The 25930-nt window shown below is 63.7% G+C and carries 20 protein-coding genes; 12 read left to right on the forward strand and 8 right to left on the reverse strand.

Annotation, left to right across the window (positions count from 1 at the left end; all coding sequences use genetic code 11):
- Positions 1–73 precede the first annotated feature (73 nt).
- From BGO80_RS08465 to BGO80_RS08480, 4 genes are all read right to left on the reverse strand, one after another.
- The gene (locus BGO80_RS08465; protein ID WP_286720817.1) at positions 74–1807 is read right to left on the reverse strand and encodes a methyl-accepting chemotaxis protein; all 1734 of its coding nucleotides are present in this window, start codon (positions 1805–1807) and stop codon (positions 74–76) included.
- Positions 1808–2053: 246 nt separating this feature from the next.
- On the reverse strand, positions 2054–4483 hold the full coding sequence (locus tag BGO80_RS08470) for a methyl-accepting chemotaxis protein (RefSeq protein ID WP_286720819.1): 2430 nt from the start codon (positions 4481–4483) through the stop codon (positions 2054–2056).
- A 286-nt stretch (positions 4484–4769) separates the two neighbouring features.
- Positions 4770–6791 (reverse strand): methyl-accepting chemotaxis protein, encoded by a 2022-nt coding sequence (locus BGO80_RS08475; RefSeq protein ID WP_286720821.1) that lies wholly within the window; start codon positions 6789–6791, stop codon positions 4770–4772.
- Positions 6792–7123: 332 nt separating this feature from the next.
- Entirely contained in the window at positions 7124–9184 is a 2061-nt protein-coding gene (locus BGO80_RS08480; RefSeq protein WP_286720823.1) for a methyl-accepting chemotaxis protein, read from the reverse strand.
- Between the two features lie 689 nt (positions 9185–9873).
- Between BGO80_RS08480 and BGO80_RS08485 the strand changes: the two genes are divergently transcribed.
- The 5 genes from BGO80_RS08485 (at position 9874) to BGO80_RS08505 (ending at position 15244) form a co-directional block, all read left to right on the forward strand.
- Positions 9874–12921 (forward strand): helicase-related protein, encoded by a 3048-nt coding sequence (locus tag BGO80_RS08485; protein WP_286720825.1) that lies wholly within the window; start codon positions 9874–9876, stop codon positions 12919–12921.
- 3 nt (positions 12922–12924) lie between these two features.
- Positions 12925–13335, forward strand: a complete 411-nt coding sequence (locus BGO80_RS08490; protein WP_286720827.1) for an RNA-binding S4 domain-containing protein — start codon at positions 12925–12927, stop codon at positions 13333–13335.
- Positions 13328–13840 (forward strand): GNAT family N-acetyltransferase, encoded by a 513-nt coding sequence (locus BGO80_RS08495; protein ID WP_286720829.1) that lies wholly within the window; start codon positions 13328–13330, stop codon positions 13838–13840. Before BGO80_RS08490 ends, BGO80_RS08495 begins: the two co-directional genes overlap by 8 nt.
- 170 nt (positions 13841–14010) lie before the next feature.
- Positions 14011–14349 (forward strand): ferredoxin FdxA, encoded by a 339-nt coding sequence (gene fdxA / locus BGO80_RS08500; RefSeq protein WP_286720831.1) that lies wholly within the window; start codon positions 14011–14013, stop codon positions 14347–14349.
- A gap of 328 nt (positions 14350–14677) precedes the next feature.
- Positions 14678–15244 carry a CarD family transcriptional regulator gene (locus BGO80_RS08505; RefSeq protein ID WP_126150491.1) on the forward strand — a complete coding sequence of 189 codons (567 nt, stop codon included), beginning with the start codon at positions 14678–14680 and terminating at the stop codon, positions 15242–15244.
- 110 nt (positions 15245–15354) lie between these two features.
- Here BGO80_RS08505 and BGO80_RS08510 read toward each other — a convergent pair whose 3' ends face one another.
- From BGO80_RS08510 to BGO80_RS19420, 3 genes are all read right to left on the reverse strand, one after another.
- Entirely contained in the window at positions 15355–16308 is a 954-nt protein-coding gene (locus BGO80_RS08510; protein ID WP_286720834.1) for an acetyl-CoA carboxylase carboxyltransferase subunit alpha, read from the reverse strand.
- Between the two features lie 148 nt (positions 16309–16456).
- On the reverse strand, positions 16457–17365 hold the full coding sequence (locus tag BGO80_RS08515) for a site-specific tyrosine recombinase XerD (protein WP_286720836.1): 909 nt from the start codon (positions 17363–17365) through the stop codon (positions 16457–16459).
- The gene (locus tag BGO80_RS19420; protein WP_329601459.1) at positions 17362–17577 is read right to left on the reverse strand and encodes a histidine kinase; all 216 of its coding nucleotides are present in this window, start codon (positions 17575–17577) and stop codon (positions 17362–17364) included. The genes BGO80_RS08515 and BGO80_RS19420 overlap by 4 nt, the downstream gene beginning before the upstream one ends.
- 164 nt (positions 17578–17741) lie before the next feature.
- Between BGO80_RS19420 and BGO80_RS08525 the strand changes: the two genes are divergently transcribed.
- From BGO80_RS08525 to BGO80_RS08535, 3 genes are read left to right on the forward strand one after another with little or no spacing between them, the layout of a single operon-like run.
- Positions 17742–18320: a shikimate kinase gene (locus BGO80_RS08525; RefSeq protein WP_126150488.1), complete on the forward strand. Its 579-nt coding sequence runs from the start codon at positions 17742–17744 to the stop codon at positions 18318–18320.
- 9 nt (positions 18321–18329) lie between these two features.
- Positions 18330–19445: a 3-dehydroquinate synthase gene (gene aroB / locus BGO80_RS08530; protein ID WP_286720838.1), complete on the forward strand. Its 1116-nt coding sequence runs from the start codon at positions 18330–18332 to the stop codon at positions 19443–19445.
- On the forward strand, positions 19442–20731 hold the full coding sequence (locus BGO80_RS08535) for an HlyC/CorC family transporter (protein WP_286720840.1): 1290 nt from the start codon (positions 19442–19444) through the stop codon (positions 20729–20731). The genes aroB and BGO80_RS08535 overlap by 4 nt, the downstream gene beginning before the upstream one ends.
- Here the strand turns inward: BGO80_RS08535 and BGO80_RS08540 are convergent.
- On the reverse strand, positions 20728–20991 hold the full coding sequence (locus BGO80_RS08540; RefSeq protein WP_286720842.1) for a BolA family protein: 264 nt from the start codon (positions 20989–20991) through the stop codon (positions 20728–20730). The genes BGO80_RS08535 and BGO80_RS08540 overlap by 4 nt on opposite strands.
- A 45-nt stretch (positions 20992–21036) precedes the next feature.
- Here BGO80_RS08540 and BGO80_RS08545 point away from each other — a divergent pair, with 45 nt between their 5' ends.
- The 4 genes from BGO80_RS08545 (at position 21037) to BGO80_RS08560 (ending at position 25794) form a co-directional block, all read left to right on the forward strand.
- Entirely contained in the window at positions 21037–21660 is a 624-nt protein-coding gene (locus BGO80_RS08545; protein WP_286720844.1) for a J domain-containing protein, read from the forward strand.
- Between the two features lie 96 nt (positions 21661–21756).
- The gene (gene cobS / locus BGO80_RS08550; protein WP_126150483.1) at positions 21757–22740 is read left to right on the forward strand and encodes a cobaltochelatase subunit CobS; all 984 of its coding nucleotides are present in this window, start codon (positions 21757–21759) and stop codon (positions 22738–22740) included.
- Positions 22741–22918: 178 nt separating this feature from the next.
- Positions 22919–24808, forward strand: coding sequence for a cobaltochelatase subunit CobT (cobT, locus tag BGO80_RS08555; RefSeq protein WP_286720847.1), 1890 nt, complete (start codon positions 22919–22921; stop codon positions 24806–24808).
- On the forward strand, positions 24805–25794 hold the full coding sequence (locus BGO80_RS08560; protein ID WP_286720849.1) for an esterase-like activity of phytase family protein: 990 nt from the start codon (positions 24805–24807) through the stop codon (positions 25792–25794). The genes cobT and BGO80_RS08560 overlap by 4 nt, the downstream gene beginning before the upstream one ends.
- The last annotated feature ends 136 nt before the right edge of the window (positions 25795–25930 follow it).

The following is a 25930-nucleotide window of genomic DNA, read 5'->3' on the forward strand; positions in this document are numbered from 1 at the left end:
TTGGTCAGATGAAAGAAATAACACCACGTTATGGTAAATTTCTCATAAATCCCCCGATTATCGGGGCGTCCGGCTACCCTGCCGCGCGCAAAATCTTGACCCCGGATGACACCTTTGCTTTCACCGCCATGGAGTCAGCGGAGTTGGGGTCGAGCTTGAACACATCGACGATGCGATCGAGCTCGCTGGCCTGCGCTTCGGTCTGCTCGATCGCGGCATTGGTCTGTTCCACCAGCGCCGCATTGTGCTGGGTCATCTCGTCCATCTGCCGCACCGCCACCGCCACCTCATCGAGCGCCCCGGACTGGGCGGCATTGGCCCGGGCAATCTCATCGATCAGCCCGGCGCTTTCCTCGGCACCGATCAGGATATCGCCCAGCCGTTCTGCGGCCCGGCCCACCAATTGGGCCCCGGTGCGCACTTCGCCGGCGCTGGTCTCGATCAGCGCCTTGACTTCCGAGGAAGCGCCGGCGGCACTTTGTGCCAGCCGCCGCACCTCCACCGCAACCACGGCAAACCCCTTGCCGGCATCGCCGGCGCGAGCAGCTTCTACCGAAGCGTTGAGGGCCAGCAGATTGGTCTGGAAGGCAATGTCGTCGATCAGTCCGATAATGTTGGAAATCTTGGCAGACGAGGCCTCGATGGCCTGCATGGCCTGGGTTGCCGAGCCCATGACCGTGCCGCCTTCCGTGGCATTGGTCGCGAGCAGCCGCGCCCGCTCGCTGGCCGAGTTGGCGCGCTTGGCATTGTCCGCGACCGCAACACTCACCTGTTCCACCGCCGCCGAGGTTTCCTCGATGGTCGCCGCCTGGCGGGTGGTGCGCTCGGACAGGTCGTTGGCCCCGGCCAGGATTTCCCCGGTCGCCGTGCGCAGCGCGCGCGAGGCCTGACGGAGATCGACCACGATCCCCTCCAACTGCCCCAGCGAGCGATTGAAGGCCTGGCGCAATTGCTCGTATTGCCCGGTAAAGGCGGTGTCGATACGCCCACCCAGATCGCCCTTGGCCATGCGGGCCAGACTATCGGTCAAGGCGGCGATGATACCTTCGGCGCGTTTGCGCTCGCTGATATCGGTCGCGTATTTGATGACCTTTATCGGCCGGCCCGATGCATCGAAAATCGGATTGTAGCTGGCCTGGATCCACACTTCCCGACCGCCCTTGCCGAAGCGCTGAAACTCGGCGGCGACGAATTCGCCCGCGCGCAGTTGCGCCCAGAAGCGCTTGTAGTCGTCCGAGCGCACATAGGCCGGGTCACAGAACATGGAATGGTGCTGGCCCACCACCTCCTCGCGGCCATAGCCCACCGTGGTGAGGAAATTGTCATTGGCGTCGATCACCGTGCCATCGAGATTGAAGGCGATCACCGCCTGCACCCGGGATATGGCCGATATCTGGGCGGCGTGGTCGGCCGCGCGTTCGGACTGTTCGGTGACGTCGGTGGCGAACTTGATGACCTTGACCGGCCGGCCGGCACTGTCGAGCACCGGATTGTAGCTGGCCTGGATCCAGACCTCGCGCCCGCCCTTGGCCAGCCGCTTGAACACGCCCGAATAGACCTTGCCCTTGGCCAGCTCGCCCCAGAACGTCTTGTATTCGGCGCTCTGCACCACCTCGGGCGGGCAGAACATGGAGTGATGCTGTCCCGCCACCGCCACGAGCTCATAACCCATGGCACGGAGGAAGTTGTCGTTTGCCGTAATGATGGTGCCGTCGAGTTCGAACTCGATAACGGCCTGGCTGCGCATGATGGCGGCCACCTTGGCCGCATCGTCACGCTGTTTTCCGCCCCAGGAAATGCCGCGCATGATACCGTCCCGCAATTTTGCCGCATCCAAGAGGAGGACACAGGCTCACAAGCAAGGCTGCGCGCGAATAGTTAATGAAAAACAATACGAGAAGTAATATTATGAACATAGATTGTTATATGTGGGTAAATATACGTAATCTGATAGATTTGGCAGGTTTTGTTCCATACAAGAAAAACAAAAACCCCGGCACAAACTGTGTTTGCACCGGGGGTCAAAACTATTGCTCGCTTGGCGTCTAAGCCGTCAGAACTCGCTCCAGTCGGCCGAGATCGCGGCATTGCCCTGGCTGAGATAGGCACTGGCGGCCTGCCTGGTCTTGGCGCTGGCCGAGACGGCCCGTGGCCGTGCCGGCGCTTCCGTCATCCGCGGCGGCTCGGCCATGGGCGCGGGCGCCGCATTGGCGTCGGTGCGGAACACGGCGACGATCCGGTCGAGTTCGCTGGCCTGCGCCTCGGTCTGCTCGATAGCGGCATTGGTCTGTTCCACCAGCGCCGCATTGTGCTGGGTCATCTCGTCCATCTGCCGCACCGCGACCGAGACTTCCTCAATGGCCGAGGCCTGCTCGCGACTGTCGCGGGCAATGCCGTCCATCAAGGCTGAATTGGCCTTGGCCGCATCGAGCATGGCCTCCAGTTTGGCGGCGGCCTCGGCCACGAGGCGCGTGCCGGCCCCCACTTCGCCAGACGAGGTCTCGATCAGGGCCTTCACGTCCGAGGAGGCACTGGCGGCGCTCTGCGCCAGGCGCCGCACCTCCACGGCCACCACGGCAAAGCCCTTGCCGGCGTCACCCGCCCGCGCCGCCTCGACCGAGGCATTGAGCGCCAAGAGATTGGTCTGGAAGGCGATATCGTCGATCAGACCAATGATGTTGGAGATCTTGGAAGACGAGGCCGTGATCCGCTCCATGGCCTCGGTGGCCTGGGCCATCACCGCTCCACCCTCTTCGGCAGTATGGCTGACGGTCTGGGCGTTGACATTGGCGTCCCGTGCCCGATCGGCATTCTGCAGCACCGTCGAGGCCAGCTGCTCCATGGCCGCCGAGGTCTGCTCGATGGTGGCGGCCTGCTTGGTGGTGCGCTCGGACAGGTCATTGGCACCGGAGAGAATTTCCCCGGTTGCGGTCTTGAGCGCCCGCGAGGTCTCCTTGAGCCCGCCCACCACCTGGCTCAGCGTCTCGGCCACCGTATTGGTGTGATGCTTGAGCTCGGCAAAGGCACCGCGATAGTCGCCCAGCATGCGCTTGGTCAGATCGGTCTCGGCCAGGGCCCCGAGCACGGTGCCGGTTTCGGCAATCCCCTGGTCGACGGTTTCAACCAGGCTGTTGACGCTGCCGGCAAGGCTATTGAGCTCGGCATCGGGGAAGCTGGCATGCACGCGCTTGGAGAAATCCCCGGCAATGGCGGCATCGACCACCTCGCCGAACGCCGCCTGCAACTCGGTCATCATCTCCTGGCGCGCCCGCTGATCGGAAATGATACGCGCCGCTTCGGCCTCGGTCATCTGGCTGATGCGAAGGCCATTTTCGCGGAACACCTCGACCGCGCGGGCCATGTCGCCGATCTCGTTGCGGGTCGCCTGATAGGGCACCTCGATATCGTAGCGACCCTTGGCCAGCTCATTCATCAGCCCGGTCATGCGGCGGATGGGCTTGGCGATCATGCCGGAGCCGAGCCAGACCAGCGCCAGGATGACGGCCAGCAACACGCCGGCGGCCACCAGCGCCATATTGCGCATCGCATCGACCCCGGCATAGACGGTGGCCGTGGGCACGGTCATGATCATTGTCCACTGGTCGGTGGTGTCGCTGAACTGTACCGGCGCCGTCACCGCGAACTGGCTGACGCCGGTTTCGTCGGTAAAAGTCATGCCGCGGGCCATCAGCTCGGTATCGAGCAGGGCCGCGGCAATATCGGGCTCCAGCGCCTGGCCGGCCAGGCTCGGGTCGGAATTGACCACCCAGCTATTGTTGTTGCTGACCAGCATGACGCTGCCGACGCCGAACGGCTTGAGCGCGGAAATGACGTCGGAAATGGCGTCCAGCGTCAGGTCGGAAGTAAGAATGCCGACGGGCTTGCCACCCTTATGCACCACCACGCTCACGGTGGAGAGCAGGGTATCCTTGCCATTGACGGGATAGGAATAGGGCGGCGTCACCACGGTGCGGTCTTCGCGCATCGGCAGGTCATACCAGCTCTCGGTGCCGTTCTCGGGCGCCATCTGCAGCAGCTCGACATCGACAGCGCCGTTCGAGCGGGTGAAATAGGGAACAAAGCGTCCGCTGGCATCGGAATAGGGGTGGCCGACATAATTGGCGTCCTGACCGTCGAGCCCATTGGAATTAAAGGCCAGCGTCATGCCGATAACCGAAGGCTGCGCCACGATGGCGCCCGAGACCAGCCGGCCCAGCATGTCACGATCGACCGGGGCCGTGGCGATGACGCCCTCGATGGAAGCGGTGAGGCTGCGGGTGGCGGAGATGATCTTGCCCATCTCCCCTTCGGCCAGGTTGGAATATTGACCCAGAAGGGTGCGCGCCCGCTCTTCGGCCTCGCTGCCGGCCGTCTGGTACATCAGAGCCAGGCCGCCGGCGATGATGCCGCCCATGGCCAGGAGGAACATCAGGCCTGCGCCCAGCACCAGCTTCATCCGGATGGACAGATCGCTGAACTTCATTTTACTGCCTCATAACTGGCTACCCTTCTGGGTGCCCTATGGTCACTGTCGCCACGAACGGCGGACCGCTTCCATCGAAGCGGCACGGCCGGACGGTCCTGCTGAGGAAGGCGACGCCGTTCTCAGTCTCACCCAGGTCAAACCGGGTGCATCGTCTTCTGCGTCCGTGATCACGTCATCACGCGCCGCGTTAAGGCGCGGTAAAGCACGATGCTATTCGTGATAAAAACTGCGAAGGGGGCACTTGCGCCCCCTTGTTTCCCTACAGCCGAGTTGAAATCGAGCCCTAGAACTCGCTCCAATCGGCAGAGATCGCCGCATTGCCCTGGATGAGATAGGTCGCTGCGGCGCGGCGGGCCGGGGCCGGTGTCGCATTGGCTCGCTGCGTCGGCGCTGGCGCCGCACGCTGTGCCGGCTTGGCCGCCTCGCTGGTGTCGAGCCGAAAGATATCGACGATCCGATCCAGCTCATTGGCCTGGCTTTCGGTCTGCTCGATGGCGGCATTGGTCTGTTCCACCAGCGCCGCATTATGCTGGGTCATCTCGTCCATCTGCCGCACGGCCACGGTGACTTCCTCGATGGCCGAGGCCTGCTCATTGCTGTCGCGGGCAATGCCTTCCATCAAGCTGGTATTGCTGCGCGCCGCCTGGAGCATCTTTTCGAGCTTGCCGGCGGCCTCGGCCACCAGCTTGGTGCCCGCATTGACCTCGTCGGCTGACTGGCGGATCAGCGCCTTGACGTCGGATGAGGCTTCCGCCGCGCTCTGCGCCAGGCGCCGCACTTCGACGGCGACCACGGCAAAGCCCTTGCCAGCTTCGCCGGCCCGCGCCGCTTCCACCGAGGCGTTGAGCGCCAGCAAATTGGTCTGGAAGGCAATATCGTCGATCATGCCGATAATGTCGGAGACCTTGGAGGAGGACGCGGTGATGCGTTCCATGGCCTGATTGGCCTCGCCCATCACCCGGCCGCCATCCTCTGCGGTCGCGGTCACCTCGGTGGCCATGACACTGGCTTCGCGCGCCCGCTTGGCGTTTTCGACCACGGTCGAGGCTAGTTGCTCCATGGCAGCCGAGGTCTCCTCGATGGTCGCGGCCTGCCGCGTCGTGCGCTCCGACAGATCATTGGCGCCGGACAGGATTTCGCCGGTGGCCACCTTGACGGCGCGCGAGGTCGAGCGCAGCCGCGTCACCACATCGGCCAGCGTCTCGGCCACCACGTTCATATTGGTCTTGAGATCGAGGAAGGCACCGCGATGCTCGCCCACCATGCGCTGGGTGAGATCGGTGCGCGCCAGCGCGGCCAGCACACTGCCGGCCTCCACCAGCCCGGTATCGACGCTGTCGATGAGGCTGTTGAAGTTTTGGGCAATGCGGACCAGGTCCTGGTCGACAAAATCGGTGGTGATGCGGCGGCTGAAATCGCCTTCGAGCGCAGCGGCCACCGCCTCGTCGAACTGGGTCTGGAACACATCCATCATCCGCGCCCGCTCGGCAGCGGCGATGGCGCGGGATTTTTCTTCCTGGCTCAGCGCCGCGACGGTGCGGGCATTGTCCTGGAACACCTGCAGGGTGCGGGCCATGGCGCCCATCTCGTCCTTGCTGTCGAGATAGTCGATCTCGGTGTCGAGTTCGCCTTGCGCCAGCGCCTCCATCGAACGGGTCAGCCGGCTGACCGGGCGGGAGAGGTGTACGGTACCGACATAGCCGGCCACGGCGATGCCGGCGCCCAGGCCAATCACAATAGTGCCCACCAGCAGCATGATCATGTTCTGCTGGAAGCTGCCCATCTCGGCCTTGACCCCGTGGAACAGCTCGAGATCACGTTCGACCACCGCATCGATCTCGCCCTGATAGGCACGGCGATTGGCGCGGTTTTCTTCGTTATTGCCCTGCGCATTGGCCTCGGCCGGCGCGACATCGCGGCCCAGCCTTGCGGTTTCGGTGCGGAAGGCGCGGAACTCGGCGGAGCGGGCGACCACGGCATTGAAGGCCTCCATGCCGCCCTCATCGACCAGCGGCTGCCATTCGGCCAGCAGCGCATCGATGCGGTCGAGATAGGTCATGATACCTTCGGCGAAAGGCGCAGCCTTTTCGGTGTTGGGCGCGGCATAGATGCCCCGGGACTCCATCACCACCGCCGTCACGTAGCGGTTGAGCCGTTCCCCGAGATAGGCCCGATCGGCCAGGTTCTCGAGGCGGCTGGTCTGCTTGTTGTATTCCATCACCATATAGCCAGCCATGCCGCCAATGATGATCGAGGCCAGACCCATCAGCCCCACAACGGCAAAAACTTTGGCGCGAATATTCATGTTACCCTTCACTCCGGCCGGGACCCACCAGACATGTCGGTCATGTCCTCGGCGAACAGCACACTGTCCGACGAAGTCTGCCGGGGCCGGCAGGCTGACGTATCACTGTCTGATTGGGCCGCATGGACTGTCCCCACTCCCGTCGGGGGCAGTTCCGATCTTCCCTTCACCGAATAAATACCAAGCTCGTACTTAATTGCCGGTAAATGGCTGCGCAATTTTGCGGCAAAATCGCCGCTTTTGCTGCACTTGCGGGCATATCGGTTCGAAAACAAAACCCCCGGGATGGCGACATCCCGGGGGCGAAGCGATTGGCAAAAGGGGCAGTGGCCTCAGAAGGCTTCCCAATCGGCATCGAGCGCCGCATTGCCCTGGCTCATCGGGCGCGGGGCCGGACGCGATGGGCGTTCGCGCTGCTGGCGCGCGACATTGGCCCAATCGACCACCTCTTCGCGCCCACCCTCGACCTTGAACGTATCCACAATCCGGTCAAGCTCGTTGGCCTGAGCCTCGGTCTGCTCGATGGCGGCATTGGTCTCTTCCACCAGGGCCGCATTGTGCTGGGTCATCTCGTCCATCAGGTGCACCGCGGCACTGACTTCCTCGATGGAGGAGGCCTGCTCCCGGCTGTCCTGAGCAATGGCCTCGAGCGCGCTGGTATTCTCGCGGATGGACACCAGCATGCCGGCGATCTTGGCGGCCGCCGACTCCACCAGCTTGGTGCCATTGCTGACTTCGCCGGCACTCTGCTCGATCAGGGCCTTGACCTCCGAGGACGCTTGCGCTGCACTCTGGGCCAGGCGGCGCACTTCCACAGCCACCACCGCAAAGCCCTTGCCGGCCTCGCCGGCACGCGCGGCCTCGACCGAAGCATTGAGCGCCAAGAGGTTGGTCTGGAAGGCGATATCGTCGATCAGCCCGATAATGTTGGAAATCTTGCCCGAGGAGGCCGAAATCCGCTCCATCGCCTGATTGGCCGAATCCATCACCGCCACCCCCTGCTCGGCCGCATTGGTGACCGCTTGGGCATTGGTGCTGGCCTCATGGGCGCGCTCGGCATTCTTGAGCACGGTCGATGCCAGCTGTTCCATGGCCGCCGAAGTTTCCTCGATGGTCGCGGCCTGCTTGGTGGTGCGTTCGGAGAGGTCATTGGCGCCGGACAGGATTTCCCCGGTGGCAGTCTTGAGCGCACCCGACGTGTCGCGCAACTGTGTCACCACCTCGGTGAACTTGTCGGCCATGGCATTGGTGTCGTCCTTGAGGCGGGCGAAGGCCCCCTCATAGTCGCCCGTCATGCGCTGCGTCAGGTCGGTATGGGCCATGGCGCCCAGCACCTGGCCCATTTCGGTGACGCCACGCTTGAAGGTGGACACCAGGCGATTGACGCCCGAAGCCAGGCTGTTGAGCTCTGGATCTGGGAATTCGGTTTCCACGCGCCGGTCGAAATCGCCGGCAATGGCGGCATCGACCACTTCGCCGAAAGCGGCCTGCAGCTCGGCCATCATGCGCTTGCGATTGTCCTGATCGGCAATGATGCGGGCGGCTTCCGCCTCGGTCATCTGCGCCACGCGCTCGCCATTCTGGCGGAACACTTCCACAGCACGTGCCATGCCGCCCACCTCATTGCCCATATCGGCATAGGGCACCTCGGTGTCGTACTGGCCCTGGGCGATAGAATCCATGGCCGAGGCCAGGCGCGGAATCGGCCGGGTGATGGCGCGGGACACCACAAAGCCCACCAGACCCAGCGCGATGATCACGGCACCGCCGACAATGGCGATGAGCCCCAAAACGCTATTGGCCGCTGCCTCGACATTGCGCATCGGCGTGCCGACGAAGATTGCACCCATCACCTCGCCATTGACCTTCTGGATCGGCTGCAGCGCGGCGAAATAGCTTTCGCCCATCATGCCGAGTTCACCCTGGAACGGCTCGCCGGCCATCAGACGTTCATAGGCAGGGCTATCGGGGCCCAAGGTTTCGCTGAGGGCGCGCTGCCCATCGGGGCCAGCAAGGCTCGTGGTCTTGACCATCAGGGTCTGCGTCTGCGGATCGAGCGCGAAAATGCCGGCATCCTGCTTGGTGACGCGCGTGACCGAATCGATGACTTCGCTGTCGTAGAAGGGCGGAATGGCCCAGCTCTGGAAATTGCCGATCGACCCATCTTCGCCCCAGCTCAGCACCGAGCCGGAGATGCGCCGCTCGAGAATGGTGGCCGCGACGCCGATATTGGTCTCCTGCTGGATGCGGCTGTCCTCAAGCGACCGCTCGCGCAGGTTAAAGTAGATCGATGCCGACATGGCCGTGATCGATCCGATGATCGAGCACATCACCAGAACCAGAATGGTTGTGGTCATGCGCACATTGCCCATGATCTTGGAAAGCGTACCCAAAACCTGTCCCCCTCTTCGCGCTGCTAAGTCGGATGCGATCCGAATTCCTCATTGTCGCGGGGGAGGCTAGGAGAAAGCAGTTAACCGAGCGTTGTGCGCAATCCACCCAATGGGCATTTAAGAATACTATTCCACAATTGCCGCATTCTATTTGCCTTGTGACATTGCCAAGACGCGCGCCAATGACTCGGCCCGAAACACTCTTGGCTGCCGCCTTTTGCTCTTGCCGTCAGCTTTCGCGTCGCTATCGGGCCCGCGCCGGCCCTGTGCCATCCTGGCACGTCAATGCAGTTTTTCCTCAATGCGCGCCGGCCAATCCCAGCAAAGCCGGGCCCATGGGCATGAAGGGATGAAAAATATCGACGCGAGGCGAATTTACCTCTGCTTCAGCTTTGCCCGTTTTCGCGCCGGATTAACGGAACCGAAACCCTTCTAAACGGTTTTGGCGACCAGTTGTGCCGCAAGGACATGATTATGCCAGCCGCTTGTGCGACCGGGGCGAAGGAGCCCACCACATCTCGTGGTGAACAAAGCCGGATTTACCGATTCGCGCCGATTCGATGCTGCTTCGTTCACCTTTGGTTTCACCCGTTAAGACTCGTGGCGAAAAGGTATCAATCCCTGTCCTTTCTTGGGACAAATCCTCTTGCCTCTCGCAACCCCGGCCCCGGCCCCTTACATTGGGCGCAATGACCTTTTTTTCCTCCCCCTCGGTCAAGGCCATTCTGGGGCCGACCAATACCGGCAAGACCTATTTTGCCATCGAGCGCATGCTGGCCCATCCAACCGGGATGATCGGCCTGCCTTTGCGTCTTCTGGCCCGGGAGGTCTATACGCGCGTCGTCGAGCGGGTCGGCGAACAGGCTGTGGCCCTGGTCACCGGGGAAGAGCGGATCGTTCCGGCCAAGCCGCGCTATTGGGTGGCGACGGTCGAGGCCATGCCCATGGACATCCATGTCGACTGCGTAGCGGTCGATGAAATCCAGACCGCCATCGACTTCGATCGCGGCCATATCTTCACCGATCGAATTCTCAAGGCTCGCGGCCTGCAGGAAACCCTGCTCCTGGGCTCTGCGACCATGGCCGGGGTGATCCGCAAGCTCATTCCGAATGCCGAGATCATCGACCGGCCGCGCTTTTCGCAGCTGACCTATTCCGGCTCCAAGAAAATCTCGCGCCAGCCGGCCCGCAGCGCCATCGTCGCCTTCTCCGCCCGCCAGGTCTATGCCATTGCCGAGCTGATCCGGCGCGAACGCGGCGGCGCCGCAGTGGTCATGGGCGCGCTCAGCCCGCGCACCCGCAATGCCCAGGTGGAACTCTACCAGAATGGCGACGTGGATTTCCTGGTCGCCACCGATGCCATCGGCATGGGGCTCAATCTCGATATCCACCACATCGCCTTTGCAGACGACACCAAGTTCGACGGTCGCCAGAGCCGGCCACTGACCCCGTCCGAAATCGGCCAGATTGCCGGCCGCGCCGGTCGCCACCGGCACAATGGCACCTTCGGGGTCACCGGCGGCACCGAAGGATTCGACGAAGAACTGGTCGTCCAGCTCGAAACCCATGACTTCGAGCCGGTAAAGGTGGTGCAATGGCGCAACAGCGCGCTGGATTTCTCATCGCTCGATGCGCTGCGCGATTCGCTTGATGTCTCCCCCACCGACCGGACCCTAACCCGCGTGCCCATCGCCACCGACCAGATGGCGCTCGAATTTCTCGCCCGCAACGAAGCGGCGGGCTTGGTGCGCGGGCTCGATGCCGTGCGGGTGCTGTGGGAATGCTGCCAGTTGCCGGACTATCAGGGCATTTCGCCCGCCGCGCATGGGGAAATCATTACCCGCATCTTTACCGATTTGCGTCGAAAGGGCCGCGTCAACGCCGATTGGATTGCCGAGCAGGTGCGCTTTTGCGACAATGCGGAAGGCGATATTGATACGCTCAGCAACCGGATCAAGCAGGTCCGGACCTGGACCTTTGTCGCCAATCGTAAAAACTGGCTTGAAGACCCTCTCTATTGGCGCGAAAAGACCCGTGATATCGAGGATCGCCTGAGCGACGCTCTGCACGAGCGGCTGACCCAGCGGTTCGTTGACCGGCGCACCAGCGTGCTACTCCGCCACCTGAAAGACAAACGTATGGTATCTCCCGAAATCAACAGCCAAGGCGAAGTACGGCTGGAAGGCCATTTGATCGGAACGCTTGAAGGCTTCCGCTTCACCCTGGCGCGCTCTGAAGGCGACATGGATGCGCGAGGCATTCGCGGCGCTGCGGAAGCGGTGGTTGCTCCCGAGATCCACAATCGCGCCGAACGCCTGGCTGGCGCCCCTAACGAGGAATTCGTGCTGGCCACCGATGGCCGCCTGCGCTGGCGCGGGGAAGTGGTCGCGGAACTGGCCGAGGGCGACAGCCTCTATCGCCCCCGCATCATCACCCTTGCCGACGAGACCCTGACCGGACCCGACCTTGAAAAGGTACAGGATCGCCTGTCGCTCTGGCTGCGCCACCACGTCAATACCGTGCTCGAGCCGATCATGGCGCTGGAAGCGCCGGCCGACCTCGATGGCCCCGCCCGCGGCATCGCCTATCGCCTGTTCGAACATCTGGGCCTCTTGCCCCGCGCTGTCGTCGCCGACGACGTCAAGGCGCTCGATCAGGATGTGCGCGGCAAGATGCGCAAGCTGGGCATCAAGTTCGGCGCCTATCACATCTATCTGCCGCTCTCGCTCAAGCCCGCACCGCGCGAGCTGGCGCTGATCTTGTTCGCGCTCAAGCATGGCGGCACCCGCCAGCCCGGCGTCACCGACATTCCGCACATCGTGTTGTCGGGCCGCACCTCGTTCCTGGTCGATCCTGAAGTCGATCCGCGCCTGTACGAGATCGCCGGCTTCAAGGTGGCCGGCAAGCGCGCCGTGCGCATCGATATCCTCGAGCGCCTCGCCGACATCATCCGTCCGCTGATCGCACTCGACGCCGCCCGCCCCTATCAGGGCGACCTGCCGGCCGGCGCTGCCGAAGGTAACGGCTTCCGCGTCACCGTCGAGATGACCAGCCTTCTGGGCTGCTCGGGCGAAGATTTCGCCTCCATCCTCTCCTCCCTGGGCTATCGCCTGCGCCGTACCCCCAAGGTTGCCGCTCCGATCGTGCCCGCCGAAGCCTCTGCGGAAGCCCCGGCCCTTGCCGAGGTCCTGGCCGACGCGCCCGCTGCTATCGAGCCCGGCAACGAGGCTGCGGAAGTGGCCACGGGCGAGGCGACTGAAACCGTCGAGACCGCTGAAATCATCGCGCCGGTCGAAGCGTCCCTGGCAGAAGCGGTGGCCGACGCGGCTCCCGCCGCTGCCGACGCCAGCGAAGCCGCGACGCCGGCCGAGCCGGAATTCGACGAGGTCTGGTTCCCCGGTGGCCGCCGCAATGAGCAGCAGCGCCGCCACGAGCCGCGCCAGCGTCGCGAGGGCGATGCGGCAGAGGGCCAGCCGCGCCAGCGCGCCAATCGCGATCGCACCCGTCCCGCCGCCTCCAAGGGGCAGCGCCGGCCGGAAGGCGACGAGCGCCCGCAGGGCAATGGCAAGCCGGCTCATGGGCGACCACGCGATGATGAGCGCCGCGGCGGCCGCCCCGAGCGCAATGAGCGCCCCGAACGGGCCGATCGCCGCCCGCCGCGTGAAGAGCGCAAGCCGGTCTTTGATCCGGACAGCCCCTTCGCGGCTTTGGCCGCCTTGCGCAACAAGAAGGACTAGGGTTTGGGCGGGCCGGACAGCGCCGTTCTCCGCAAGGAACGTCTGGACCGGTTCCTGTTCTTCTCCCGCGCCGTCAAGTCGCGCACCCTGGCGCAAAAGCTCATCGAGACCGGCGCCATAAGGGTAAACTCTGAAAAGACCGAGCGCACCGACCACAAGGTCGGTGCCGGGGATGTGCTGACCATGTCGCTGCATGGCCGCATCCTTGTCTGGCGCATTCTCGACCCCGGCACCAGGCGCGGTCCGGCCAGCGAAGCGCAGGGGCTCTACGAGGACATTTCCCCGCCCATGCCGCCCAAGCCTGAACTGTCGGTCTTCGACGCCGCCATCGCCGAACGGCCGGCCGGCAGCGGACGCCCGACCAAGAAGGAACGGCGCGACACAGATCGCCTCATCGATAGCGACGATGATTGACATTCCAACCCTCGAGACCACGCGTCTGCGTCTTCGGCCGATGATCTCTGCCGATTTCGATTTCTATCGCGCCCTGATGATGTCGCCGCGTGCCGTCCATATGGGTGGGCCCTTCGACCTCAAGACCGCCTGGGGCATGTTCACCAACGATGCCGCGCAATGGCAGTTCTTCGGCCATGGCTGCCTGATGATCGAGCGCCGCGCCGACGGCGCCGTGCTCGGCCAGATCGGCATCAATCACGGCCCGCTCTTTCCTGAAAAGGAACTGGGCTGGCTGCTCTACGACGGCTTTGAAGGCCAAGGCTATGCCATTGAAGCGGCCGAAGCGATGCGCGACTGGGCCTTTGACATCCTGGGCCTCGTCAGTCTCGTCAGCTATTGCGATCCGGAAAACCAGCGCTCGATTGCCCTGGCGCGCAGGCTGGGCGCGGTGCTCGACCCTGACGCCATCGGGCAAGACCCCGAGGATCTGGTCTTTCGTCATTATCCAGCCGCCCGCGGCTAGCGCTGGCCCTGCCGATTGGCAGACCATTCCGCCCCAAACCGATCCTGCGCCAAACCGTCCCTCGCCATGGTCTTGCAGCAGGCAAAAAAAGGGTTTAGCACCGGACCCGTTGAGACAGGTGGCTTGACCTACCCAAGGGTCGGCCGCGATGGACGGGATTGCCTGCCAGAATGACCTATATCGTCACCGACAATTGCATTGCCTGCAAGTACACCGACTGCGTGGAAGTCTGCCCGGTGGACTGTTTCTACGAAGGCGAGAACATGCTGGTCATCCACCCGGATGAGTGCATCGATTGTGGCGTCTGCGAGCCCGAATGCCCGGCCGAGGCGATCAAGCCCGATACCGAGAGCGGTCTCGACGAATGGCTGGCGCTCAACACCAAGTTTGCCGCTATCTGGCCCAATCTGACCGAACGCCGCGATCCTCTGCCCGAGGCCAAGGAGCGCGACGGCGAGGCTGGCAAGCTCGACAAGTATTTCTCTGAAGAACCCGGCGAAGGCGACTAAACGCCTCTTGTCACGGCCCGATTTTCGTCAATTTGCCGCGCGTCAGCGACCGCTTTCGGCTGCCTGATTCGTATCTTTTGATTCTGCTGAAAATTTGTGCTATGGTGGGCTTCTATGCAGTTAAGCTCGTCACCCAGCCCGTGCCGCAAGGCACGATTTTTTTGACACCATCGACGGTTGTGTGGCGCATCGGGCAAGCGGATCCCGATGCGGCCAGATGGCTTGACTGCGCATCGGCGTCCGGGTCGGACGCCAGGCATGAGTAGGAATGGTGGGTCCTTCCCGCAAGGAACCGACCATTGGGGCGTCAACAAGGAGTTCCAGTAATATGGTAGCCAAGAAGGTACAGCAGCGGCTCGGGTACAAGACCGGCGAATACGTCGTCTATCCCTCCCATGGCGTCGGCGTCATCGTCGCCATCGAAGAGCAGGAAGTCGCCGGCCTGACCCTCGAGCTGTTCGTCATCAGCTTCGAGCAGGACAAGCTGACTCTGCGCGTACCCGTCGCCAAGATCAAGTCTGTCGGCATGCGCAAGCTGGCCGAAGAGGACGAGGTCAAGAAGGCGCTCGATACCGTCACCGGTCGGGCCCGTGTCAAGCGCACCATGTGGTCGCGTCGCGCCCAGGAATATGAAGCCAAGATCAATTCGGGCGATCTCATCGCCATTTCCGAAGTCGTGCGCGACCTCTATCGCTCCGAGGAACAGCCCGAGCAGTCCTATTCGGAACGCCAGCTGTTCGAACAGGCCATGGATCGCATGAGCCGCGAAATCAGCGCCGTCAAGAAGCTGACGCTGACCGAGGCCGTGCAGCTGATCGAAAAGCAGCTCGCCAAGAGCCCCAAGCGCACCAAGGCCGATGCCGCGGATGCCGAAAGCGACGAGGAAGCGGCGTAAGCCTCCTCTCTTCGATAAACGAAAAGGCCGGCAGCAATGCCGGCCTTTTTATTTGCCCTCGGTCTAGCCATCGGCCGGCCGGCGCGAGCTGCGCCGGCGCGCCAGGACAACTAGAGATTGGTGCCGATGGCGAGAAATTTCTCGCGACGATGCTCGCGGGTCTCGAGGCGCGATTTGCCTTCGAAGTCCCTGAGAAAGGTGTCGATGGCAATGCGGGCCGACTCCATCACCGCGCCATGGTGGCGATGCGCGCCGCCGGTTGGTTCGGGGATGATGCCGTCAATGACGCTGAAGCCGAGCAGGTCCTGCGCGGTGATCTTCTGCGCCGTGGCCATGTCCTGGGCGCGCGCTGCGTCGCGGAACAGGATGGATGCACCTGCTTCCGGGGAAATCACCGAATAGATGGCATTTTCCAGCATCAGCACGCGATTGGCCGTGGCGATGGCGATGGCGCCGCCCGAGCCGCCCTCACCGATGATGATGGCGAGGTTTGGCACGCCCAGTTCCAGCGCCTTCTCGGTCGAGCGGGCAATAGCCTCGGCCTGGCCACGCTCTTCGGCGCCGATGCCCGGATAGGCGCCGGCGGTGTCGACGAAGGAAATAACCGGGATGGAAAAGCGGTCGGCCATATCCATGATGCGGACCGCCTTGCGGTAGCCCTCGGGATTGGCCATGCCGAAATTGTGCTTGAGCCGCGTCTCGGTGGAATTGCCCTTTTCCTGGCCCAGAATGGCCACCGGCTGGCCGTTGAAACGGCCAAAGCCGGCCTGCAGGGCCGCGTCTTCACCGAACTTGCGGTCACCGGCCAGCGGCTGCCATTCGGTGATCAGGGACTGCACATAGTCCGAAAAATGCGGTCGCTGCGGGTGGCGCGCCACCTGCGTCTTCTGCCACGGGGTCAGCTTGCGGTAGATTTCGACCAGGGCTTCGTCAGCGCGCGCCGAGAGGCGGTTGACTTCCTCATCGATGGAAACGGCCTGGTCGGTTGCCGCCAGAGATTTCAGTTCGACGATCTTGGCTTCGAGATCGGCGACCGGCTTTTCAAAATCGAGATAAGACTGCATCCCACCCGCCCGTCAGGGGTCGTTATAGGCGACCCCGAAAAATCGAGCCCAGCCTGTTGCCTGCTAAAGTGGCCGGAAAGTGGCGATGGCGCAATGCCGAGTCAAGCCGCCGGGGCCAAATGGATGGATTTTCCTGTCCAAGGAATGCCTATTCCTGCGCCAGCGGGTGGTGTTGCTCCACCAGATTGCGCAGTTTCTCATCCAGCACATGGGTATAGATCTGCGTGGTGGAAATATCGGCATGGCCGAGCAGCATCTGCACCACGCGCAGGTCGGCGCCGCCAGCCAGCAAATGGCTGGCAAAGGCGTGGCGCAGCACATGGGGCGCCACCCGCGCCGCACTGATGCCGGCCCGCCCCGCCAGCCCCTTGAGATCACGCGCAAAAACCTGCCGCGCGAGATAGCCGTCCTCGCCATTGGCCGGAAACAGCCAGGGCCCCGGCGGCAGCGTCTCGACCCAGGCGCGTACGGCATCGCGCGCCCGGTCGTTCATCGGCACGATGCGCTCCTTGCTGCCCTTGCCGATGACGGTGATGAAACTGGCATCGCGCATCACCGCATTGCGCCTGAGGCTCACCAGTTCGCTGACGCGCAGCCCGGTGGCATAGAGCATTTCGAGCAGGCAATAGAGCCGGCGCGCCGCCAATTGCTTGGCCGGGCTGGCCGGCGCATTGGCTTCGGTTTCAGCCAGGGTGAGCAGGCGATCGACCTCGGCAACCGAAAGCACCTTGGGCAGGGCGCGTCGCGGCTTGGGGCTGGCGACGATCCGCGTGGGATCATCCCCGCGCAGTCCATCGGCACACAAAAACTTGTGCAATTGTCGTATGGCCGAAAGCCGGCGAGCGCTGGAGGAGGCAGACAGCCCCTCTAGCTTGAGATTTTCGAGATAGGCGGTGACGGTATCGCGCGGACAATCGAGCAGGCTCTGTCCCCGGCCGGCGACGAAGCCCGAATAATCGCTGAGATCGCGGCGATAGGCTTCGATCGTATTGGCGGCGGCCCCGCGCTCGGCGCTCATCATTTCGAGGAAGGCGCCGACCAGATGCGCCCCGCTCATTGCCCGCCCGTCGCCGGCGTGCTGCTGACATTGGGGACCGGCAGGCCGGGACGCGGCCCGCCTTCGGGCTCGCCCAACAGGTCGCGCGTCGGGATGCGCTGGCTAACTTCCTTCGGCGTCGGCTGCACGAAGGAGACGAGCGCGAACATCCCGGCATAACCGAGCCCGGCAAGGAACAACACGATGATAAGCAGGCGAAACAGGGTCGGCATGATAATCCCACAGGCGGCGGCACAGAGCAGTGTGACACCCAATGGTTGCAATCCGGTTGTGACCAGTGTTGCGGAAACCGCCGCACGGATCAACCTCGCATGCCCTAGCGCTTGACAGCCCACGCCCGGACCGTTTGATAGCGCCTGAAACGGAGAGCGGCCAGGTGAGCAAATCGGAGACGGCGGGGCGGCACGCCCGAGCCAGGGCCTTGGCCGAACGTCTGGGCGGGCGTCCCCTCGTGCTGGTGGGGATGATGGGCGCCGGCAAGACCACGGTAGGGCGGCGCCTCGCCAACCGGCTGGGCCGGCAATTCCTCGACAGCGACGAGGAAATCGAAAAAGCCGCGCATATGAGCATTCCCGAGATTTTCGCGCAGCGCGGAGAGCCCGAATTCCGCGCCGGGGAAACCCGCGTTATCGCCCGCGTACTCAAGGATACCGATATCGTCTTGGCCACTGGCGGCGGCGCCTTCGTCAATCTCGAAACCCGCGCGCTGATCAAGGCCGGCGCGCTGTCGGTCTGGCTCAAGGCCGATGCCGATATTCTGTTCGAGCGGGTATCGCGTCGCGCCAATCGGCCGCTGCTCAAGACCGACAATCCCCGTGCCACGCTGGAAAAGCTGATCGCCGACCGCTACCCCATCTATGCGGAGGCCGACATCACCGTGCTCAGCCGCGACGTGCCTCACGAGGCGGTCGCCAGCGACGTCATCAATGCCGCCCTGCATCACCTCAAGACCTGAAGGCCCGCCATGACCCGGATCGACCACACTGTCCACGTCGCTTTGGGCGAGCGCGCCTATGACATCCTGATCGGCCCCACCCTGCTGGACGATGCAGGCCCGATTCTCGCCGATCGCTTTCCCGGGCGCCGCTACGGCATTGTCACCGATAGGACCGTGGCCGAGGCACAATTGCCGCGCCTGACCAGGAGCCTCGATGCCGCAGGCCTTGGCTACGACACCATAGTCCTGCCCGCCGGTGAAAGCACCAAGAGCTATGCCAATCTCGAAACCGTGGTCGAGGGCCTCTTGGCCGCACGGCTCGAACGTGGCGATCTCGTCATCGCCCTGGGCGGCGGGGTCATTGGCGACCTCGCCGGCTTTGCCGCCGCCATCACCAGGCGCGGCATGGATTTCGTGCAGATGCCCACCTCGCTCCTGGCGCAGGTAGATTCCTCGGTCGGAGGCAAGACCGGCATCAATTCGCCCCATGGCAAGAACCTGGTCGGCGCCTTCCACCAGCCCAAGCTGGTGCTGGCCGATCTCTCCGCGCTCGACACGCTGCCCAAGCGCCAATTCGCTGCCGGCTACGCCGAAGTGGCCAAATATGGGCTGATCGACGACCCCGACTTCTTCGACTGGCTCGATATCAATCTCGACGAGATTTTCGCCGGCGGCCCGGCCCGCGGGGAAGCGGTGGCGCGCTGCTGCGCCCACAAGGCACGTGTGGTCATCGAGGACGAGAAGGAAAACGGCGTCCGCGCCCTGCTCAATCTCGGCCATACCTTCGGCCATGCGCTGGAAAAGGATACCGGCTATTCCGACCGCTTGCTGCATGGCGAGGGCGTCGCCATCGGCATGGTGCTGGCGCACACATTCTCGGCGCGGCTGGGCCTCGCACCGGGGCAGGATATCGGCCGCGTCACCAGCCACTTGAAGCGCGCGGACCTGCCCACCACATTGGCTGACATCCCCGGAACGCTCGGCACCACCGACACGTTGATGACCGCCATCGCGCAGGACAAGAAGGTCCAGCGCGGTGCATTGACCTTCATTCTCACGCACGGCATCGGCAAGGCCTTCATCGAAAGGAATGTCGATCCCAACAAGGTCAGGACTTTCCTCGAGGAGATGCGCGCCCCATGACGACGACGCTGTGGTTGACCTCTGCCGGCATCATTGTGCTGCTGGCCATGAGTTTCTTCTTTTCCGGCTCGGAAACCGCACTGACCGCCGCCTCGCGGGCCCGCATGCATCAGCTGGCGCGCAATGGCGATAACCGGGCCGTGCTGGTGGAATCGCTGACGCGGGAAAAGGAACGCCTGATCGGCGCCCTCCTGCTTGGTAACAATATCGTCAACATCCTGGCCTCCACGCTGGCGGCAAGCGTCTTGATCGCGGTGTTTGGCGAGGCGGGGATCGCCTATGCCACCATCGCTATGACCGCGGCCGTGGTGATTTTCTCTGAGGTTTTGCCCAAGACCCTGGCCCTGATGCGCCCAGACAGCTTTGCGCTGGCGGTGGTGCCGGTCGTGCGGGTCGTGGTGGTGTTCTTCGCGCCGGTTACCCTGGCGGTGCAGGCCGTCGTCAATTCCATCCTGCGCCTTTTCGGGCTCGACGCGACCAATGCCAGCGCCATTTCTGGGCATGACGAAATCCGCGGCACGCTCGACCTGCTGCATTCGGAAGGCGAAGTGGTCAAGGACGACCGGGACATGCTCGGCGGGCTGCTCGATCTCAAGGACCTGGTGGTGAGCGACGTGATGGTGCATCGCACGCAGATGACCGCCTTCGACGTTACCCGTCCGGTGAACGAACTGGTGCGCGACGTGCTCGACTGCGCCTATACCCGCATGCCGCTCTATGAAAACGAGAGCGACAATATCGTCGGCGTGCTGCACGCCAAGGACGTGCTGCGGGCCCTGATGGACGCCAATGGCGATACCAGCCAGGTCGATGTGCGCAAGATCATGACCAAGCCCTGGTTCATTCCGCAATCCACCCCAGTGCAGGTGCAGCTCAGCGCCTTCCTCAAGCGCCACGCCCATATGGCGCTGGTGCTGGACGAATATGGCGTGCTCGAAGGACTGGTCACCCTCGAAGACATCATCGAGGAAATCGTCGGCGACATTTCCGACGAACATGATGAACCCGACGACGAGGCGGTGTTCGGCATCCACAAGAATGGCGACGGCAGTTACGACATCGATGCCAGCATCGCCATTCGCGACATCAACCGCCTGCTCGACTGGAGCCTGCCCGACGACACTGCCAATACCGTTGCCGGCATCGTGATCACGGCGGCCAAGCTCATTCCCGAGCCTGGCCACGAGGTCAGCGCCCACGGCTTCCGCTTCCTGGTGCTGGAACGGGACCGGCAGCGCGTGTCCAAGGTGCGGATCGTGCCGCTCGAGGCCGCCAAAACCAGCTAGGTGGCGGGCAAGACCTCGATGGCCAGGGCGTGCACCCTGTCTTTCAATTCCGCGTCGAGCGCATCCATCACCGCACGGTGTTGCGCGACGCGGCTTAGACCGTCAAAATTGCGGGTCGCGATTCTGACACGAAAATGGGTTTCACCACCCTCTCGCCAGCCCGAGTGACCGTGGTGACTCTCGGATTCGTCGATGACCTCCAGCTGGAGGGGCGAAAACCGGTCGGTGAGCTTGGCTCGGATAGTGTCCGCGACGGACATGGGTCGGCTCCTGCGAAATATTGTTCAGGCAAGTAACTGGGTACGATGAAACTGCAATCCAAGCTCTTCGACAACATTCGCATCCGCCCGCGCCAGGAGGAGAAGGCTGAGCCGGTGACGACTCCGTGCGACTGGGAAGGCTGTGAAGAGCCCGGCGAGTACAAGGCCCCCAAGGGCGTGCGCTCGGAAGGCCAGTACCACAATTTCTGCCTTGAGCATGTGCGCCACTACAACAAGGCATTCAACTATTTCGCCGGCATGAGCCCGGAAGACCTCGAAGAAGCGTTGCACGCCCCGCCCAAGGTCGAATCGCGCTCCAGCTTCGCCACCGGCAATGCCGGCGCCGCGCGCGCGGCCAGCGCCGCCGCCGGACGGCCCGGCGATAAATATGGCGACCCTTTTGGCGTGTTCGCGCGCTACCGCTACCAGCAGTCCAAGCGCCCGGCCTCCGAACGGGTCAAGCCGCTCAACGAGCCCGACCGCCGCGCGCTCGAGGCGCTGGGGATTACCGGCCATGCCAAGTCCGACGAGATCAAGGCGGCCTACAAGGCCCTGGTCAAGAAGCACCACCCGGACGTCAATGGCGGCGACGCGTCCTCAGAGGACAAGCTGCGTTCGGTGATCGCCGCCTATTCCCACCTCAAGAAACAGGGTTTCGTGGCGCGCTGAACCGCCACGCCCTTCCGAGGCTACCCGCCCCGTCACAATGCTGCTATAGAGCCTCCCGCCTTCCCTTTGCTTTCCTTGACAGTCAAGAGCCTTTCCATGACCGAGTTCACCAATCTGCCCGACACCGAATACAAGGCACGGGATCTCTTCGGCATCGACACCGACATGGTGGTCAAGGGCTACAAGGAACGGACCGGCCATGTCCCCCCGATCGATCCGGACTATCTGTTCGACCGCAATACCACGCTGGCGATCCTGGCCGGCTTTGCCTATAACCGCCGCGTCATGGTGCAGGGCTATCACGGCACCGGCAAGTCGACCCATATCGAGCAGGTCGCGGCGCGCCTCAACTGGCCGCTGGTCCGCGTCAATCTCGACAGCCACGTCTCCCGTATCGACCTGGTCGGCAAGGACGCCATCGTCCTCAAGGACGGCAAGCAGATCACCGAATTCCGCGACGGCATCCTGCCCTGGGCGGTGCAGAACAATGTCGCTCTCGTCTTCGACGAATACGATGCCGGCCGCCCGGATGTGATGTTCGTGATCCAGCGCGTGCTCGAGCAATCCGGTCGCCTGACCCTGCTCGACCAGAACCGCGTGATCATTCCGCACCCGGCCTTCCGCCTGTTCTCGACCACCAATACCATCGGTCTGGGCGACACATCGGGCCTCTATCACGGCACCCAGCAGATCAACCAGGGTCAGATGGACCGCTGGAGCATCGTCACCACGCTCAACTACCTGCCGCACGACAAGGAAGTCGGCATCGTGCTCGCCAAGAACAAATCCTATGGCGAGAGCGACAAGGGCAAGAAGCAGATTTCCAACATGGTGCGCCTGGCCGACCTGACCCGTTCGGCCTTCATCAATGGCGATATCTCCACCGTCATGTCGCCGCGCGGCGTCATCACCTGGGCCGAAAATGCCGTCATCTTCGGCGGCGATATCGGCTTTGCCTTCCGCCTGACCTTCCTCAACAAGTGCGACGAGCTCGAACGCCCGGTCGTTGCCGAGTTCTACCAGCGCGTGTTCGGCGAAGACCTGCCGGAAAGCTCCGCCAATCTGGCGGTGATGGCCTAAAATACAGCATGTGGGCCCTCTTGCTCCCCTCCCCCTTGAGGGGAGGGGTTGGGGGTGGGGGTCCATCGGTTAATCACTGAGCCACCCCCCTCCCCGACCCTCCCCTCAACGGGGAGGGGGCGCATGAGCCACATTCCAGTGGGACGCCAATGCGCCGTACCAACCGACGAGCGTAATAATGGCCACTCCCCCGCGCAGCAAAGCCAACAAGCCCGACCAGACCCAGGCCTTCAAATCGGCCATGGGCGCCACGGTGCGCGCCATTGGCGGCAAGGCCGATCTGGAAGTCAGCTTCACCGCCGACCGGCCGTTGCTGACCTCCGACAAGGCGCGGCTGGCCAATCTGCCGCGCCTGCCGACCAAGCGCGACATCGCCATTGCCCGCGGCCAGGGTGACGCCATGGCCATGCGCCTGGCCAGCCATGATCCCGAAGCCCACCGCAAGCGCGCCCCGATGGACCCGCAGGCCCGGGCCGCCTTCGACGCGCTGGAACAGGCTCGCGTCGAGAGCCTGGGCGTCATCCGTATGCCCGGCATGGGCGCCAATATCCACGAAATGCTGGAAGACAGGCTGTTCCGCTCCAATTTCGCCGAAGTGGCAGACAAGGGCGATGCCCCGCTCGCCGAAGCGCTGGGCCTCATCCTGCGTGAGCGCCTGGCCGGCGTTGCCGTGCCCCCCTCCGGCCATGCGCTGGTCGATCTGTGGCGCGACGAGATCGAGAACAAGGCCGGCAGCTCGCTCGAGGCGCTGCTGGGCACCTATGAGGACCAGGAGGATTTCTCCCGCGCCGTGCGCAATGTGCTGCGCGACCTCAACCTCATCGCTGAAAGCGACATGCAGGACCCCGCCGATGGCGAGGAAGGCGAGAGCGAGGACAACCAGCCCGAACAGGCCCAGGGCGCCGACCAGGCCCAGGAGCAGGGTGACGGCGAGAACGAGCAGTCCGAGAGCGAAGAAGACCAGCAGGCCGGCGACAGCGAAGATACCGGCGACGTCGAAGGCATGGAGGCCGACATGGCCGATGCCGACGAGGATGCCGAGGCCGAAGCTGGCGAAGACGCTCCCATGCCCCCGCCGGCCAAGGATGGCGGCGAGCGGCTGTCGAACCAGTTCAACTACAAGGTCTTCACCCAGAAATACGACGAGATCATCAAGGCGGCCGAACTGTGCCCACCCGACGAGCTCGATCAGCTGCGCGCCCTGCTCGACAAGCAGCTCGAAAACCTGGCGGGAGCGGTCGCACGCCTCGCCAACAAGCTGCAGCGGCGCCTCATGGCCAAGCAGAACCGCAGCTGGCAGTTCGATCTCGAAGAAGGCCTGCTCGACACCGCGCGCCTCACCCGCGTCGTCACTGATCCGCTGCAGGCCTTGAGCTTCAAGGTCGAGAACGACACCGATTTCCGCGACACGGTGGTGACGCTGCTGATCGACAATTCCGGCTCCATGCGCGGCCGCCCGATCACCATTGCGGCGATCTGCGGCGATATTCTCGCGCGCACGCTGGAGCGGTGCGGCGTGAAGGTCGAAATCCTCGGCTTCACCACGCGCGCCTGGAAGGGCGGCAAGTCCCGCGAGGCCTGGCTCGAGGCCGGTCGTCCGCCCAATCCCGGCCGCGTCAACGATATCCGCCACATTATCTACAAGGCCGCCGACGAGCCCTGGAGGCATGCACGGCGCAATCTCGGCCTGATGATGCGCGAAGGCCTGCTCAAGGAGAACATTGACGGCGAGGCGCTCGAATGGGCCCGCAAGCGGTTGATGGCCCGCCCCGAGCAGCGCCGTATCCTGATGGTGATCTCCGACGGCGCCCCGGTCGATGACAGCACCCAGAGCGTCAATGCCGGCAATTATCTCGAGGCCCATCTCCGCCAGGTGATCGAGGATATCGAAACCCGTTCGCCCATCCAGCTGGTAGCGGTAGGCATCGGCCACGACGTGACGCGCTATTATCGGCGCGCCGTCACCCTGCTTGACGCCGAGGAACTGGGCGGGGCGCTGACCGACGAGCTGGCAGCCCTGTTCGACGAAGAGATGCCGGCACAGACCCGGCGGCGCGCGCGGGGATGATCCGCGCCGCCGCCCTTCTGCCGCTCTTGGCGTGCCTGGCTCTGCCGGCCGGGGCGGTGGAGGCGACGGTCAGCGCTGCCCAGGTCATGCGCTTCAAGGGCATCGGTCTCGATGCGCCGGTGGACAAGCTGATCTTTCGCGGCGGCATGACCCTGATCAGCCCCGACGATATGTTCGGGGGTCTTTCCAGCGTCACCACCACCGGGCCCGGCCACCAGATCGCCTTTGTGTCCGACCGTGGCCAGTTCGTTTCCGGGCGCCTGGCCTATGACGATGACGACAGGCTGTTCGGCTTTATCGGCGTCACCATCGAGCCGATCCAGAATTCCAAGGGTGCGCCCTTGCCGCGCCAATATGCCCGCGACGCAGAGGGCATGGACACCATCTGGCGCGATGGCGTCGCCACCGGGGTGCGCGTCAGCTTCGAGCACCTGACCCGCGTCGCCGACTTCGCCGTCACCGATGGCAGGCCGGGCGGCCCGGCCAAGGAAGTGCCCATTCCCCAATGGCTGACCGATCTGCGCACCAATGAATCGCTGGAATCGATCTGCATCGCTCCGCCGACTTCGCCCATTGCCGGCTCGACCCTCTTGATCACCGAGGAAGCGCTTGATGCCGATGGCAATCATCGCGGCTGGCTCCTGGGCATCAACGACAAGGGACCGATCGGCTATGTCAATTCGCCCATCGTCAATCCCACCGATTGCGCCTTCCTGCCCAATGGCGACCTGCTGGTACTCGAACGCGGCGTCTCGCTGTTCAGCTTCGTGATGAATTTGCGCCGCGTCCCAGCTGCCGAAGTGCGCCCCGGCAATCTCATGAAGGGCGAATTGCTGCTCGCGGCGCAGGGGGCCGAGATCGACAATATGGAAAGCCTGATGGTGCACCAGACACCGGGCGGGGAGACCCGCATCCTCATGGGTTCGGACAACAATTTCAACGACTGGCAGCGCAACCTCATCCTCGAATTCGCTTTGCCGCAATGAGGGCCTCCTGGCCCCGGCTGCAGTGCGCCCTGCCGGCCTGTCGCCGCCGCCGTCTTGCTCACACGCTTGCGTGAACACCCCCGGCTTCCGGCCTTTTGCCCTGCATGGTAAGAGGCGGTTAACCCTGTCAGGTCAT

Source organism: Devosia sp. 63-57, assembly GCF_001899045.1.
Lineage (GTDB): Bacteria > Pseudomonadota > Alphaproteobacteria > Rhizobiales > Devosiaceae > Devosia > Devosia equisanguinis.